This window comes from Streptomyces sindenensis (assembly GCF_014649035.1).
GTDB classification, from domain to species: domain Bacteria; phylum Actinomycetota; class Actinomycetes; order Streptomycetales; family Streptomycetaceae; genus Streptomyces; species Streptomyces sindenensis.
This window is the reverse complement of record NZ_BMSG01000051.1, coordinates 1-15,019: the sequence shown is the minus strand read 5'-3', so window position 1 is coordinate 15,019 and position 15,019 is coordinate 1. Positions and strand designations below refer to the sequence as shown.

Sequence of the window (15,019 nt, the reverse complement as noted above, 5' to 3'; positions counted from 1 at the left end):
GCTCTGGGACAGTCAAGCGAGGATCTGCTATTGGCCCAGGGATTCACTCTGCGGAACCAAGCGTATGCGGTAAGTGTTCAAATCAGCAAAAATCTGACATATGTCACGGGCTGCACGGCCTCACACCCTCTCTCGATGAAGACGAACGAGGTCCGCCTTGTGTTGCGATTCGATCACCGAAGCGACCAAGATCACAGTCAGGTCACGGAGCGTCAGCCGTGTTTGAAAGCACGGATGATGCGCCAGGTGTCCCCGCTCCCAGGTGCATAAACCTTTCTCCGAATCCGGCAACCGGAAGGGGTGAAACATTGCCCCCATATCGGGCATCGGGTTGACAGCGGAAGACCGAGCCGGTCTCCTTGACTCCATGCCAGCGACCGCAGCCCTGCACGTCACCCACATCCGTGGGTTCCGTAGCGCTGTCCAGGCTCGCTGTTGCTGTTCCAGCTGTCACAGCTGTTGATGCCGTAGCGCTCCAGCTCTGATCCAGCCTCTCCGGTCGAGCGTTTTCCTTCGTTCTCCGCGCTCCTCCCTGCATTCATCGTGACTCCCCGCACGCGCACTCCCCCTGCCGAGGAACCACCGCAGCCATGAACAGCGACAGCGACCTTCAGATCGCCGGCGACATCCTTGAGGTCCAGCACCTCCTCCGGCCCGCCCGCGAGCACCCCTCCACCGTCTCCGAGTTCGTCGGCCTCGCGCGCTCCATCGCGGCCGACCGCGCACGGTGGGCGGACATCGTCCGGTACGACTCCGCCTCCCGCTGGTACCACCGCCTGCACCAGGGTCCCGGTTACGAGGTGTGGCTGCTCAGCTGGGTGCCCGGACAGGGCAGCGGGCGGCACGACCACGGCCTCTCCGCCGGCGTACTCACCGTGCTGGAAGGCGAGTTGACCGAGCACACCGAGCGCGGGACACGGGCCCTGGGCGCGGGCGCGCAGCGGTCCTTCGCCCCGGGGTACGTCCACGAAGTGGTCAACGATTCGCTCGAACCGGCCGTGAGTCTGCACATCTACTACCCGGGCCTGACCGAGATGCCGATGCACCCGAGCCAAAGCGCCCCGACGGCCGTGGACGCCGTGCCCGCCTGACAGACTGCTGTGCATGCGCATTGTTGTTCTGGCCGGTGGCATCGGCGGTGCCCGTTTCCTTCGCGGCCTCAAGCAGGCCGCGCCCGACGCGGACATCACGGTGATCGGCAACACGGGTGATGACATCCATCTGTTCGGGCTGAAGGTCTGTCCCGACCTCGACACCGTGATGTACACCCTCGGCGGTGGCATCAACGAGGAGCAGGGCTGGGGGCGTACCGACGAGACCTTCCGGGTCAAGGAGGAGCTCGCGGCGTACGGGGTGGGCCCCGAGTGGTTCGGTCTCGGCGACCGCGACTTCGCGACCCACATCGTCCGTACCCAGATGCTGGGCGCCGGCTACCCCCTGAGCGCGGTCACCGAGGCGCTCTGCGCCCGCTGGCAGCCGGGGGTGCGGCTGCTCCCCATGTCGGACGACCGGGTCGAGACGCATGTCGCCGTCGAGATGGACGGCGAGAGCAAGGCGATCCACTTCCAGGAGTACTGGGTGAAGCTGCGCGCCTCCGTCGAGGCGCGGGCGATCGTGCCGGTCGGGGCGGAGCAGGCCAAGCCGGCCCCGGGGGTGCTGGAGGCCATCGGCGCCGCCGACGTCATCGTCTTCCCGCCGTCGAACCCGGTGGTGTCCGTCGGCACCATCCTCGCCGTGCCCGGGATCCGGGAGGCCATCGCCGAGGCGGGCGTGCCGGTCGTCGGCCTCTCCCCGATCGTCGGGGACGCGCCCGTGCGCGGGATGGCGGACAAGGTGCTCGCCGCCGTGGGCGTCGCGTCGACGGCCTCGGCCGTGGCCCAGCATTACGGGTCGGGGCTGCTGGACGGATGGCTCGTGGACACGGTGGACGCCGGTGCGGTCGACGAGGTGGAGGCGGCGGGGATCCGCTGCCGGGCGGTGCCGCTGATGATGACGGACGTGGACGCGACGGCGGAGATGGCCCGGCAGGCGCTGGCGCTGGCCGAGGAGGTTCGGGCGTGAGTGATGGGTCTGGGGGCTCGCCTTCCTTCCGTGTGTGGGCCGTGGGTGGGATGCCCGAGGTCCGGGACGGTGACGATCTCGCCAAACTGATCGCCACCGCCGAGCCGGGGCTGGTCGACGGGGACATCCTGCTCGTCACCTCGAAGATCGTCTCCAAGGCGGAGGGCCGGATCGTCGAGGCCGCGGACCGTGAGGCCGCCATCGACGCCGAGACCGTGCGGGTCGTCGCGCGGCGCGGGACCCTGCGGATCGTGGAGAACCGGCAGGGGCTGGTCATGGCCGCCGCGGGGGTCGACGCGTCCAACACTCCCGCCGGGACCGTGCTCCTGCTGCCCGAGGACCCCGACGCCTCCGCCCGGACCGTCCGGGAGGGGCTGCGGGACATCCTCGGCGTGGAGGTCGGCGTCCTCGTCACGGACACCTCCGGGCGGCCCTGGCGCAACGGGCTGACCGATGTCGCGATCGGTGCGGCCGGGGTGCGGGTCCTGGACGATCTGCGGGGCGGGACGGACGCGTACGGCAATCCGCTCAGCGCCACCGTCGTGGCCACGGCGGACGAGCTGGCCTCGGCCGGGGATCTGGTCAAGGGCAAGGCGGACGGGCTGCCGGTGGCGGTGGTCCGGGGGCTGTCGCACGTGGTCGCCCCCGATGACGTGGACGACGGGCCCGGCGCCCGGGCGTTGGTGCGCAGCGCTGCCGATGACATGTTCCGGCTAGGGACGTCCGAGGCCGTGCGTGAGGCGGTGCTGCTGCGGCGTACGGTGCGCGAGTTCAGCGACGAGCCGGTGGATCCGGGGGCGGTGCGGCGCGCCGTGGCGGCTGCCGTCACCGCGCCCGCGCCTCATCACACGACGCCGTGGCGGTTCGTGCTGCTGGAGTCCGCCGAGTCGCGGACCCGGTTGCTCGACGCGATGCGGGAGGCGTGGATCGAGGATCTGCGGCGCGACGGGAAGAGCGAGGAGTCGATCGCGAAGCGGGTGCGGCGCGGGGATGTGCTGCGCAACGCGCCGTATCTGGTGGTGCCGTGCCTGGTGATGGACGGCTCCCACGCGTACGGGGACGAGCGGCGGGACACCGCGGAGCGCGAGATGTTCGTGGTCGCGGCGGGGGCCGGGGTGCAGAACTTCCTGGTGGCGTTGGCGGGTGAGCGGTTGGGGTCGGCGTGGGTGTCCTCGACGATGTTCTGCCGGGATGTGGTGCGGGAGGTGCTGGCGCTGCCGGCGTCGTGGGATCCGTTGGGGGCGGTGGCTGTGGGGCGTGGGGTCGGGGTGCCTCGGGAGCGGGCCGTTCGGGAGGCGGAGGAGTTTCTCACGGTGCGGTGAGGTGGGGGTGTCTGCGGGTGGTGCGGGGTTGTGGGGTGGGGCGTGGGGGCTTGTGGGGTGGGTGCGTGGGGGTGTGGTGGCCGCTGCGCGGGGCTTGTCCCCTACCCGCCCCTTCCCGAAACCGGGGCTCCGCCCCGGACCCCGCTCCTCAAGCGCCGGAGGGGCTGGGATGGGCCCGAGGGGCTGGGGTAGGCCCGAGGGGCTGGGGTAGGCCCGAGGGGCTGGGGTAGGCCCGAGGGGCTGGGGTAGGCCCGAGGGGCTGGGATGGGCCGCAGGGGCTGGGGTGGGCCGGAGCGCTGGAAGCAGGCGCTACAGGTTCACGATGTTGCCCGGCTGCATCCTCGGGGCTCTGCGCGCCGGGGTGCGGCCCGAGAGCAGGATCAGGCGCGTCGCCCGGTGGCGCTGGCCCTCGTAGGGCATCAGCAGCCTCAGCATCTCCTCGTCGTCCGCGTCGCGGTTGTCCGCCAGGGCGTGGCCCACGATGCCGGGGAGGTGCAGGTCGCCGATCGTGACCGCGTCCGCCGCGCCGTTCGAGCGCTGGAGGGTCTCGGCCGCCGTCCAGGGGCCGATTCCGGGGATCAGCTGGAGGCGGGTCCGTGCCTCGGGCAGGGGCATCGTCGCCGCCTCCTCCAGGCGGTGGGCCACCCGTACCGCTCGCAGGATCGTCGACGAGCGCTTGCCGTCCACGTTCGCCCGGTGCCATTCCCAGGACGGGATCATCGCCCAGCCGCGCGGGTCCGGCATGACGTGCAGGCCCAGGTCCGCGGTGGGGCCGGGCGCGGGCGTGCCGAAGCGGCGGACCAGATGGCGCCAGGATCGGTAGGCCTCGTCCGTGGTGACCTTCTGCTCCAGGACCGAGGGGATCAGCGACTCCAGCACCAGGCCCGTGCGCAGCAGGCGCAGGCCCGGGCGGCGGTGGCGGGTCAGGGCCAGCAGGCGGTGGTGCGGGACGAACGCCTCCGGGTCGTCCTCCGCGCCCAGCAGCGCCGGCAGGCCTTCCAGCAGCCAGTCCGCGCCGGGGCCCCACGCCGTCGCCGCGACCCGGTCGCCCTGCCGCGCGATGCGCAGGGTGCCGGGGCCCACGGGCGTGCGGGTCGCCCGCCAGAACGTGCCGTCCCCCGCCATCCGGAACGTGGGGTCCGCCGGGCCCCGGCGCAGCGGGCCCAGCACCAGGCGGAGGTCCAGGGGGGCCGGTGGGGTCCACTCCCGGGTGCGGGGCGGTCCTTCCGGCGTGGCCGCGGCGGACTGCCGACGGGACGCGGCTGCCCCGGGGCCGGCGGCCCGGCCCGCAGCAGCCTGGTGCGGCAGCGCCGCTCGCGCGGTGCGGGGGGCGAATCGTCCTGCCACGAAGCCTCGGTGTCCCTGGTTGCTCGTCGGTGCGGGAGGGCTGCTGCTCCTCCCGCCGCTCTTCGAGGGTACGGGCAGGAGGGCTACTGGTCCGAGGAGAAGCGGACCGAGGCGTCCGGCAGCGTCGACCCGCACCAGATCCTGATCCCGTCGCGCAGTTCGTTGTCCGCGCCCACCCGGGCCCCGTCGCCGATCACCGCGCCCGCCAGGACCGTACGGCTGCCGATCCGCGCACCGGCGCCGACCAGGGAGTCCGTGACGACCGCGTTCGGCTCGACGATCGCGTTCTCCAGGATCGTGGAGCCGTCCACCCTCGCGCCCGCGCCGATCACCGCGCCCGCGCCGACCACCGTGCCGCCGGTGAGCTTGGCGTCCGGGGCCACGGAGGCGGTCGGCAGGACCAGGCGGTCGCCGCAGCGGCCGGGGACCGCCGGGGACGGGGCGCGGCCGAGGACGAGGTCGGCGGAGCCGCGGACGAAAGCGGCCGGGGTGCCAAGGTCCAGCCAGTACGTGGAGTCGACCATGCCCTGGAGGTGGGCGCCGGAGGCGAGCAGTCCGGGGAAGGTCTCGCGTTCGACGGAGACCGGGCGGCCGGCCGGGATCGTGTCGATGACCGAGCGCCGGAAGATGTACGCCCCGGCGTTGATCTGGTCGGTGACGATCTCCTCGGGCGTCTGCGGCTTCTCCAGGAAGGCGGTGACCCGGCCCGTCCCGTCCGTCGGTACGAGGCCGAACGCGCGCGGGTCCTCCACGCGGGTCAGGTGCAGGGAGACATCCGCCCCGGAGACGGTGTGGGAGGTGACGAGGGCCCGGATGTCGAGCCCGGTCAGGATGTCGCCGTTGAAGATGAGGACCGGTTCGTCCGGTCCCGAGGACAGCTTCGGCGCGACGTTGCGGATGGCTCCGCCGGTGCCGAGCGGCTCCTGCTCGGTGACGTACTCGATGTGCAGACCGAGCGAGGAGCCGTCGCCGAAGTGCGGCTCGAAGACCTCGGCCAGGTAGGACGTGGCGAGCACGATGTGCTCCACCCCGGCCGCCCTGGCCCGCGCCAGCTGGTGGGTGAGGAAGGGGACCCCCGCCGCCGGGACCATCGGCTTCGGGGTGTGCACCGTGAGCGGGCGCAGCCGGGTTCCCTTGCCCCCGACCAGGAGAATCGCTTCTTTTGCCTCTGTCACAGCACCGTCTCTGCTTCCTGCCGGGGCTTGGCCTCGTTCGTGACTGGTCAGTTAAGCAGACCGGTCGAGCCCCGTTCCGGTCAGCGACCCTGCAGTTTGGCGGAGGTGGTCCGGGCCTTGCCGAGCTTCTTGTAGAGACGCGCTCCGGGGCATTCGGTTGCGAAACCGTCCCGATGACCCGAGATCACGTTCATTTTGACCCTTTTCCCCGCCTTGTACTTGTTGCTTCCGCCGGAGGTGAGGGTCACCTTGCCCTTGGGATTGGCCCCGAACAGGCCCAGCTTCCAGGCGGTGAGCTTGGAGACGGCGGTCACGGCCGCGGCAGGCGGGTTGGTGGAGGAGTAGGAGCCGAGGACCGCGATGCCCATGGTGTTGGTGTTGAAGCCCAGGGTGTGCGCTCCGAGGACCGCCTTGGTGACGCCGCCGGCCCGTCCCTCGTAGATGTTTCCGCACTTGTCGACGGCGAAGTTGTAGCCGAAGTCCCGCCAGCCGCTGCTCTTGACGTGGTAGCGGTAGATGGAGCGGAGCACCGAGGGCGCCTGCTTGCAGGTGTAGTTGTTCCCCGTCGCGCTGTGGTGCACGAAGGCCGCCTTGACGGTCCTGGTGTACGCGAACTGGCGCTCGCGGAGCCTCTCGTCCGCGCCCCAGCCCTTCCGGGTGATGATCCCGGGCCGGGGACCGATGTACGGCTTCGCCTCGGCCGCGGCGTGTGCCGCCTCCTCCGTCTCGGCCTTGGTCAGCGCGGGGATGAAGGTCGCGCCGATCGGTGCCAGTTCCGCGTTGACCGCCGAGGCCGCCTCGGACTCGGCGGTGAGCACCTCCGGCAGGACCACCGGCGTCGTGGGCGGGGGCGGGTTGACGGCGAACGCCGCCGTGGTGGCGGTCCGGCCGGGCGGGACGGCCCGGGCCGGCTCGGGGGCGGTCCCGGCGGCCGGCTCGGGTGCGGGGTCCGGGCCGGGGTCGACGAGTTCGAGGCGCAGCCCTTCGGGGAGCGGAGCGGCCGCGGACCGGTTCTGCGGATCGGCCGCCTCCGGCAGCACGCGTACTTCCACGCCGTCCGAGTCGCCGACCCAGAGAGGGGCGGTCGCTCCGCGCACGGCGCCGGACGACCGCTCGTCGCTGCCGAGGTCGGCGGCGTGTTCGGCGTTGTGGGTCTCGATGTCCTGCCAGCCCGACCAGTCCGCGGAGCCGGCCGCCCGGGTACGGACCTGGACCGTGCCGTGGAGTTCGGCATCGGCGTCGTCCCAGACCACGCCGACCAGCGAGAACGGGCGGGCCGTCCGGCGTTCCAGCCCCTGGCCGGCCACCGCCGGACCCATGGACCGGTCGGAGGGCGCGGCGAGGGGCTCCAGCGGCAGGGACTGCGTCGAGCCCGCGGCTTCGGCGTCCGCACGGGACGCGGCGACGGGGAGTTCGGCGGCCCGCACCGATGGGGGGCCGGCCCCCGGTGACTCGGGGGCCGAGGAAGGCGGTCGGGCCGAGGCGGAGGGCACGGCCGGGGCGGACAGGGCGGGGGCGGCGAGCGGCAGGGTGAGGGCCGCCGCGCAGGTGACGCCGACTGAGGTGACCAATAGTGCACGCATACGAACGATCCTGAACATAGAGTGATGACTCCGGCTACCCGGACATCGACCCCCTCATGACGCACCGTAGGACGCGCCGTCTGCCGAACCGGTGTACGTGACACCCGTTCAGCCCGCCCCGCACGGCGTCCCCGCGTACGCTTGCGCGGATGAACTCCAGCGACCGCACCCCCGCCGACCTGCTGCGTTCCGCCATCGCCGCGGACCCGGCCCGCCCCCTGGTCACCTTCTACGACGACGCCACCGGAGAACGTGTCGAACTGTCGGTGGCCACCTTCGCCAATTGGGTGGCCAAGACCGCCAATCTGCTCCAGGGCGACCTTGCCGCGGAGCCCGGCGACCGGCTCGCCCTGCTGCTGCCCGCGCACTGGCAGTCCGCGGTCTGGCTGCTCGCCTGTTCCTCCGTCGGCGTCGTCGCCGATGTCCAGGGCGACCCGGCCGCCGCCGACCTCGTCGTGACCGGCCCGGACACCCTGGAGCGGGCACGGGCCTGCCGGGGCGAGCGCGTCGCCCTGGCCCTGCGTCCGCTGGGCGGCCGGTTCCCGCAGGCGCCCGAGGGGTTCGCGGACTACGCGGTGGAGGTGCCGAGCCAGGGCGACCGCTTCGCGCCCTTCGCCCCGGTGGACGCCGACGCCCCCGCGCTGGCCGTGGGCGGGGCCGAGCTGACGGGTGCGCAGCTCGTCGACCGGGCCCGCGAGGACGCCGCCGCCCTCGGCCTCGTACCGGGGTCCCGGCTGCTCACCGGGCGTACGTACGACACCTGGGAGGGGCTGAGCGCCGGGCTCTTCGCGCCTCTGGCGGCGGGCGGGTCCGTGGTGCTCTGCCGTCACCTCGGCCAGCTCGGCGCGGACGGGCTGGCCAAGCGGGTCGAGAGCGAGCGGGTCACCAACACCGCGGTATGACAAGCGCGCTGAGGTCCACTCGTCCGGCCCACAGCGGGCCGAGTCCTCGGTGAACGGCACCGGAGCGGGTAGATGATCGGGCGGTACAGACCACTCTCCTGGCCGTGCACAACCAAGCGCGAGTTTCAGCCGTCTACTCCTGCGACCGGCGGTCCCTCGCGCCGCCGAACGTGAAGGATGGACGCAGACGTGACCGACAGTGCTGGCCCGCCGTCCGACCCGGACCGCCCGGACGAGGACGCGGCCCCCGGGTCCGAGGACGGGACCCCGCAGGAGGAGGGCCCGGCCGCCGCGGAGGCCGACGGGGCCACGGAGGCCGGTAAGGCTGCTGAGACCGGTAAGGCCACGGAGGCCGGGAAGGCCGACGAGCCCGGGAGAGCCGGGGCCGCCGACGGCGATCCCGCCGGACCCGAGGCCCCGCAGCCCGCCTCCGGCCCCGCCCCCGAACCCTCGGCCGACACCCCCGGCGTCCAGACCTGGGCCGATCAGCCCAAGGACGGCATCCTCGCCGCCCGTAAGAGCCACTGGCTGCGCTGGACCGCGCTCGCCGCCTCGTTCCTCGTGCTGATCGCCGCCGGGGTCGGCTGGTGGATGTACAAGAAGCTCGACGGGAACATCACCACCGACACGAGCGCCGCCGCCGAACTCAAGGCGTACGAGAAGGAGCGGCCGACCCCGGTCGTCATGGACGCCCAGAACATCCTGCTCATCGGGTCCGACAGCCGGGCCGGGGACAACCGGAAGTACGGGCGGGACGACGGCGGCAGCCAGCGCTCCGACACCACGATCCTGCTGCACCTCGCGGCGGACCGGAAGAGCGCGACGGCCGTGTCGATCCCCCGTGACCTGATGGTGGAGATCCCCGGCTGCCGCACTGCGGACGGCAAGGAGACGCGGGAGCGGTTCACCCAGTTCAACTCGGCGTTCGAGCTCGGCGGCACCGCGTGCACGATCCGGACCGTGGAGCGGATGACCGGCATCCGCGTCGATCACCACATGGTCGTCGACTTCAACGGCTTCAAGGACATGGTCGACGCCGTCGACGGGGTCGAGATCTGCCTCAGCGAACCGATCAACGACAAGGACGCCCACCTGGAGCTCCCGGCCGGCCGGCAGACGCTGAACGGCGAGGAGGCGCTCGGCTACGTACGGGCGCGCAAGTCCCTCGGCAACGGCAGCGACACCGAACGCATGGAGCGCCAGCAGCAGTTCCTCGGCGCTCTCGTCAACAAGATGCAGAGCAACGGCGTCCTGCTGAACCCGACTCGGCTCTACCCGGTGCTGGACGCGGCCACCAAGTCGCTGACCACCGACCCGGGGCTGGCCTCGCTGCGCGACCTGTACGACCTGGTGCGCGGGATGCGCGACGTACCGACCGAGCAGGTGCAGTTCCTGACCGTCCCCCGGCAGCCGTACCGTAACGACCCCAACCGGGACGAACTCGTCGAACCGGACGCGGGTGACCTGTTCAAGCAACTCCGCGAGGACAAGCCCGTCGCCGTGGTCCCGGCCGATGAACTCGAAGAGGCGGAACGGGACCAGGAGAGTGGACGGGACGGAAAGCCGGACGACGCCGCGTCCGAAAGCCCGACACCGACACCCACCTATTCGGGTTCGAGCGCGGCGGACGACCTGTGCAGGCAGTAAAGCAATCACCAAGACAGCGAACACAATCGGCACAGAATGGGAAGTATGCCCGGTTGTAAGGGGCGTGGAATGTGTCACGCACGTCGCTCAACGGCGAATCGGCCGGATAGTGTGACGCGATCCGGTGCTTCCGACCGCCAGGTCGTGCACTGCTCGAGCGAAGGAACGAGCGCCTTGCCGGGGGAAGGCGCCTCGCGTGGCACCGACGGAGGACGCAGGCAACCGTGGACGCGCACAGTCGTGGACGGGCGGACGATATCGACCCCGCCGACCAGTGGGTACTCAACCCGCAAACAGGAAACTACGAATTGCGATTGAACCGCTCCACAGAGGAGTCGGGGAGCGCCACGAGCACGGTCACGGAGGACGTCGAAGGAACCGGCCTCCGGGGTAACTCCCGGACAGGATCGCCCCGTGAGGGTTCGGGACGCCGCGGATCGGGCTCACGCCAGGGAACTACGGACAGACCGCGCCACGAGGTGCCCAGCCAGCGAAGCCGCCGTAGCCCCCAAGGGGCACGCGACGCCGCCATGCCATCCACGTCCGGTCGCCGGAAGCGCAAGCCCAAGAAGTCGCGCAAGAAGAAGGCACTGTTGTGGACTGGCGGGGTCATGGCGTTCGTCGTGGTGGGTGCCTCGCTGGGCGCGTACGTCCTATATCAGAAGCTCAATGGCAACATCGACACCATCGACGTGGGCGACGCTGGCAGTAAGAACGTGGTCAGCGATGGCCCGATGAACATCCTGATCATCGGCACCGACAAGCGCACCGGCAAGGGCAACGAAGGCTACGGCGACAAGGGCAGCGCAGGGCACGCCGACACCACCATCCTGTTCCACGTCTCCGAGGACCGGACCAATGCGACGGCGATGAGCATCCCACGCGACCTGGTGACCGACATCCCCGAGTGCGAGACGAGGAAGCCGGACGGCACCTCCACCGTCATCCCTGGCACCCCGAACGAGCGCTTCAACACCAGCCTCGGCCAGAACGGACGTGACCCCGGCTGCACCATGAAGACGGTCGAGAACATCACCGGCCTCAAGCCGGACCACTTCATGATGGTCGACTTCAACGCGGTCAAGGAGCTGACCACTGCTGTCGGCGGCGTCCAGGTCTGCATGTCGAAGCCGGTCGACGACCCGAAGTCGCATCTGGTGCTGCCACAAGGGCGGTCCAAGGTGCAGGGTGAGAAGGCCCTGGCCCTGCTGCGCACCCGGCACAGCTTCGGTAATGAGAGCGACCTCGACCGGATCAAGGTGCAGCAGCAGTTCCTCGGCTCGATGATCCGCGAGATGAAGTCGAGCGACACACTGACCAACCCGAAGAAGCTGTACAAGTTGGCCGACGCCGCCACCAACGCCCTTACCGTCGACTCGGCCATCGGCGATGCGAAGAAGCTGATGACGCTGGCTCAGGAGATCGGCAAGGTCAACACGAAGAACGTCACCTTCACCACCCTGCCAGTACGAGACAACCCAGCCGAGAAAATCAAAGCAACGGTCGTCATCGACGAGTCACGTGCCCCTCAGGTCCTGCAGATGATGCGAGACGACGTTTCATTTACCGAGGTGAAGCGAAAGGCAGCGAAGGAAAAGGCAGCAGTCGCTGCCCGCCTCAAGGGCACCAAATCCGGCCCCTCTGAGGTGCGCGTAAAAATCTTTAACGGCGGTGCCAAAGGTGGTAGTGCGCAGGCACAGCTCAGCTGGCTGCAGACCGAGGCAGGCGTGACAAAGTCCGAAAACGCGGGCAACTCCGATGCGAAGCAGCCCAGGACGACGCTTGAGTACGCCCCGGAACAGGCAGACCAAGCGCGCGAACTGGCTTCCATCATGGGGCTGTCCGGCTCAGCGATGAAACCGGGCGCGAGCGTCACCAACTCTCAGGGACAACCAGCAATGACACTCACGCTGGGTGCCGATTTCAAGGGCGCCGGGGTGAAGATGAACGCCTCCTCGCTGCCCACTCCAAACGTGGAGAAGTCCACGGCGGACAAGGCACAGTGCGCCAGCTGAGGTGATATCAGCTAAATCAGGTGGAGTTGACGGTCGCTCATGCTGCCCGGCGTCCAGCTCCGCGGCCAGAGCGAGGGTATGGATCTCAGCCACATAGGTTGTGTATCCACGCTCCCACCGGAATGATCACACTTGCTCTACAACTGACCTGAGAGGGAACACAGGTATGCGCACTACCGCCAAGCGGCTTTGCTCTGCAGCGACCGTCCTCGGCCTGACCGCCGCCGGAACGGTAGCGGCCACCGGCACGGCAGCGGCCGCCTCCTACAACGGAGCCTGCGGATCCGGCTACAGCGTGATCGGATCCAGGGACGTCGGAGACGGCAACACGTTCGTCACATACAACAGCTCCAACGGGTACAACTGTGTCGTCACCGTCAGCGACACTCCGGGCAAGTCGATGTACCTGGATGCCAGGCTGCGAATCCACCGAACCAACAACGTGTGGACCGCGAGCGAAGTAGACGCAGGCAACTTCAAGTACTACGCAGGGCCCGTTTACTTGAAGGCAGCGAATACCTGCATCGACTACGGCGGCGCTGCGGGTGACGGGGGCTACATCCGAGTCAACTACAAGCGTCACTGCGGCTAAACCACCGTTAACGGGGCCTCTTGATCTCCGAGCCCTGTGCCGAGTACAAAACTGCGGGACGATGGGCTTGTACCCCTGCGGGGGTACAAGCCCATCGTCCCGCTCGTGGGCTTCGGGAGACCCTGGCGATGCGCGCGCGTGCACCGCGCGAAGAGCGATCGGGCCGCACCTCACGAGCCTCGATCAAGCCCTGGGATGCTGCCGGATACCAAGTACCTCGCCCCGAAGACCCTTGATCCGACACTGACGGCTAGCAGGGATGGGTGGGAGGAAAGCCGACCCGCTAAAGGATCGCACGACACCCCTCACGAGATGTGACATGCCTCACTGTCGCCCGTTGCCCCGGGGACGAGGAAGATGATGTGAAAGCTTCGGCGTGCTCTACCAAGAGATTTGATTCCTTGAGATCGCACGCCGTCCAGTCCGTACGATCGAATGCCCTCTCAGTCGGGATCCCCGTGGCCCGTTGGAGAGCGGGCGTGCCCACCAGCGGACTGGCAGAAGATCTGATACCCGAGGCCAGCGCAGACAAAGCGAAATGCACCAAGCGGCGAGAAGTACCGCGACGCCTACAGCCGGAACTGAACAGCAGGGGGGACCATGGGGCGGAAGAGTATATCCGGAGAGAAGGCGCGGAAGCATGGACGTGCCGAGCAGATTCCCCATGGGGAAGGTGAAAGGGGCGCCAGCCTCAACGGGCATCATGACGACTCGACCCCCGCTGCCACCTCCTCCAGAAATTTCGCTCAAGTCAGGCACCAGCGTCGCAGCAACTCACGGTCTGCGAGGCACGGGACACGACGGATTCTCCGCGGGTTTGCTTTCACGCTAGCGCTCCTGATACTCGGCCTCGCTGGTGCCGGCTACCTCTACTACGAGCACCTCAATAGCAATATCCGCAAGGGGAAACGGAGTGCCGGAAACAGCGGGGCTGAGAAAAAACAGCCGAATGCGGCGGGCCAAACTCCTCTGAATATTCTCCTGATCGGCTCCGACAGTCGGAATTCTACAGAGAACCTGAAACTAGGCGGCTCGAAATCATCTGTGGGATCACCCCCGTTGGCTGATGTTCAGATGCTCCTCCACGTCACTGCGGACCGCAAAGAAGCCTCGGTCGTCAGCATCCCCCGCGATACCCGAGTCATGATCCCCGAGTGCGAGAACTCAGACAGTGGTAAAAAGAGCCCGGCTGTCAACACTCTCATCAATGAGAGCTTGAGCCTCGGTGGACCTGGCTGCACTCTTGACACCTGGGAAAAACTAACCGGAATCTACATCGACCATTGGATGATGGTCGATTTCGCTGGGGTCGTAGCCATGGCAGACGCGGTAGGCGGTGCCGAAGTGTGCGTGAAGCACGACGTCTACGACTTTCCTAAACCCTCGGTACCAGGGGGTTCCTACCTGGAACTCAAGAAGGGCACGACCCAGGTACAGGGAAAAAAGGCTCTGCAGTGGCTGCGCACCCGGCACGCCTTCGGTAGCGACTTCGGACGATCCAAGGCGCAGCATATGTACATGAATTCAGTCATACGCAGACTCAAGTCGCAGAATGCCTTCACTGACACGGGGCAACTGATGAACCTGGCTGAAACTGCCAGCACCTCGCTCCAAGTTTCGGAAGGGCTCGGCACAGTCAAGAATCTTTTCGACGTAGGTATGCAACTCAAGGACATCCCCATGGATCGCATCAATATGCTAACCATGCCTCGCATCCCGGACCCCAGGAACAAGAACCACGTACTGCCGAAGCCTGGCGCGGCGGACAAACTCTGGTCACTCCTTCGTGAGGACCAGCCACTGGACTCGAAGGATCGAGACACTGCAGCCGAGAAGCCAAGGAATCAGAGAGATCAGTCACTTCCTGATCCGACAGACAGGAAATCACTCACGTTTACCATCGTCAACGGCACAGGGGGAGACGGCACCGCAGCTACCCCCCGGCGTGCGGCTGCTATAGCCGCAGTTCTCCAGGCGCAGGGTTTCGAAAAAGCTTCGGCATCGCCCACAGCAGGATCCACACTTACCACCGAACTGGCATATCCAAAGGACTCAGGAGTTCAGGGAAAAGCTGATGCCAAGTTCATAGCACGGAGCATTGGAGTCCCGGACACAGCGGTGAAAGCTTCGGGCGAGGTCGAACACCCGACTCTCACCATCGGATCGGATTGGCGGGTCGGGAACTCTTACCCGGAGACAGCGCCGGATGACAGCGACCTGATCAGTGACGCCGAAGCGGTGAACGGAGCGGATGGGGACGCATGCATGGATGTCTACTGGCCCTATCGCACTCCGTAGCGAACTCATCGTCATCCACTGAGGTTTTCTCAGCGAAATGATCTTCGCGAAGCGGGCTGAACCATGTTGATCGGGTC

Annotated in this window: 11 protein-coding genes; 8 read left to right on the top strand and 3 right to left on the bottom strand. The window is 68.4% G+C overall.

Features of this window, described 5'->3' with window-relative positions:
- The first annotated feature begins 590 nt into the window (after window positions 1-590).
- Genes IE145_RS31890 through IE145_RS31880 form a run of 3 tightly spaced genes read left to right on the top strand, consistent with a single transcriptional unit; the run spans window position 591 to window position 3,383 of the window.
- Complete coding sequence (locus tag IE145_RS31890) at window positions 591-1,091, top strand: cysteine dioxygenase (RefSeq protein ID WP_189528911.1); 501 nt, start codon at window positions 591-593, stop codon at window positions 1,089-1,091.
- Window positions 1,092-1,104: 13 nt separating this feature from the next.
- Window positions 1,105-2,061, top strand: coding sequence for a 2-phospho-L-lactate transferase (cofD, locus tag IE145_RS31885; RefSeq protein WP_189528910.1), 957 nt, complete (start codon window positions 1,105-1,107; stop codon window positions 2,059-2,061).
- The gene (locus tag IE145_RS31880) at window positions 2,058-3,383 is read left to right on the top strand and encodes a coenzyme F420-0:L-glutamate ligase (protein ID WP_373296655.1); all 1,326 of its coding nucleotides are present in this window, start codon (window positions 2,058-2,060) and stop codon (window positions 3,381-3,383) included. The genes cofD and IE145_RS31880 overlap by 4 nt, the downstream gene beginning before the upstream one ends.
- A gap of 309 nt (window positions 3,384-3,692) precedes the next feature.
- On the opposite strand, the gene IE145_RS31875 is transcribed toward IE145_RS31880, so the two are convergent.
- From IE145_RS31875 to IE145_RS31865, 3 genes are all read right to left on the bottom strand, one after another.
- Window positions 3,693-4,730: a DNA-3-methyladenine glycosylase family protein gene (locus tag IE145_RS31875; protein WP_189528909.1), complete on the bottom strand. Its 1,038-nt coding sequence runs from the start codon at window positions 4,728-4,730 to the stop codon at window positions 3,693-3,695.
- Between the two features lie 83 nt (window positions 4,731-4,813).
- The gene (gene manB, locus IE145_RS31870; RefSeq protein ID WP_189528908.1) at window positions 4,814-5,905 is read right to left on the bottom strand and encodes a mannose-1-phosphate guanylyltransferase; all 1,092 of its coding nucleotides are present in this window, start codon (window positions 5,903-5,905) and stop codon (window positions 4,814-4,816) included.
- An 80-nt stretch (window positions 5,906-5,985) separates the two neighbouring features.
- Window positions 5,986-7,488: an N-acetylmuramoyl-L-alanine amidase gene (locus IE145_RS31865; RefSeq protein WP_189528907.1), complete on the bottom strand. Its 1,503-nt coding sequence runs from the start codon at window positions 7,486-7,488 to the stop codon at window positions 5,986-5,988.
- 149 nt (window positions 7,489-7,637) lie between these two features.
- On the opposite strand from IE145_RS31865, the gene IE145_RS31860 reads away from it, so the two are divergent.
- From IE145_RS31860 to IE145_RS31840, 5 genes are all read left to right on the top strand, one after another.
- Window positions 7,638-8,390: a TIGR03089 family protein gene (locus IE145_RS31860; protein WP_189528906.1), complete on the top strand. Its 753-nt coding sequence runs from the start codon at window positions 7,638-7,640 to the stop codon at window positions 8,388-8,390.
- A gap of 177 nt (window positions 8,391-8,567) precedes the next feature.
- On the top strand, window positions 8,568-10,037 hold the full coding sequence (locus IE145_RS31855) for an LCP family protein (protein ID WP_189528905.1): 1,470 nt from the start codon (window positions 8,568-8,570) through the stop codon (window positions 10,035-10,037).
- Window positions 10,038-10,261: 224 nt separating this feature from the next.
- Complete coding sequence (locus IE145_RS31850) at window positions 10,262-12,052, top strand: LCP family protein (RefSeq protein WP_189528904.1); 1,791 nt, start codon at window positions 10,262-10,264, stop codon at window positions 12,050-12,052.
- A gap of 166 nt (window positions 12,053-12,218) precedes the next feature.
- Window positions 12,219-12,644, top strand: a complete 426-nt coding sequence (locus IE145_RS31845) for a spore-associated protein A (RefSeq protein WP_189528903.1) — start codon at window positions 12,219-12,221, stop codon at window positions 12,642-12,644.
- Between the two features lie 804 nt (window positions 12,645-13,448).
- Window positions 13,449-14,942, top strand: a complete 1,494-nt coding sequence (locus IE145_RS31840; protein WP_506005045.1) for an LCP family protein — start codon at window positions 13,449-13,451, stop codon at window positions 14,940-14,942.
- The last annotated feature ends 77 nt before the right edge of the window (window positions 14,943-15,019 follow it).

What these genes read in the sequence shown, in the direction of transcription:
- IE145_RS31890 (WP_189528911.1), top strand. Translation starts at nt 591, where the DNA reads ATGAACAGCGACAGCGACCTTCAGATCGCCGGCGACATCCTTGAGGTC.
- cofD (WP_189528910.1), top strand. Translation starts at nt 1,105, where the DNA reads ATGCGCATTGTTGTTCTGGCCGGTGGCATCGGCGGTGCCCGTTTCCTT.
- IE145_RS31865 (WP_189528907.1), bottom strand. Translation starts at nt 7,488, where the DNA reads ATGCGTGCACTATTGGTCACCTCAGTCGGCGTCACCTGCGCGGCGGCC.
- IE145_RS31860 (WP_189528906.1), top strand. Translation starts at nt 7,638, where the DNA reads ATGAACTCCAGCGACCGCACCCCCGCCGACCTGCTGCGTTCCGCCATC.
- IE145_RS31855 (WP_189528905.1), top strand. Translation starts at nt 8,568, where the DNA reads ATGGACGCAGACGTGACCGACAGTGCTGGCCCGCCGTCCGACCCGGAC.
- IE145_RS31845 (WP_189528903.1), top strand. Translation starts at nt 12,219, where the DNA reads ATGCGCACTACCGCCAAGCGGCTTTGCTCTGCAGCGACCGTCCTCGGC.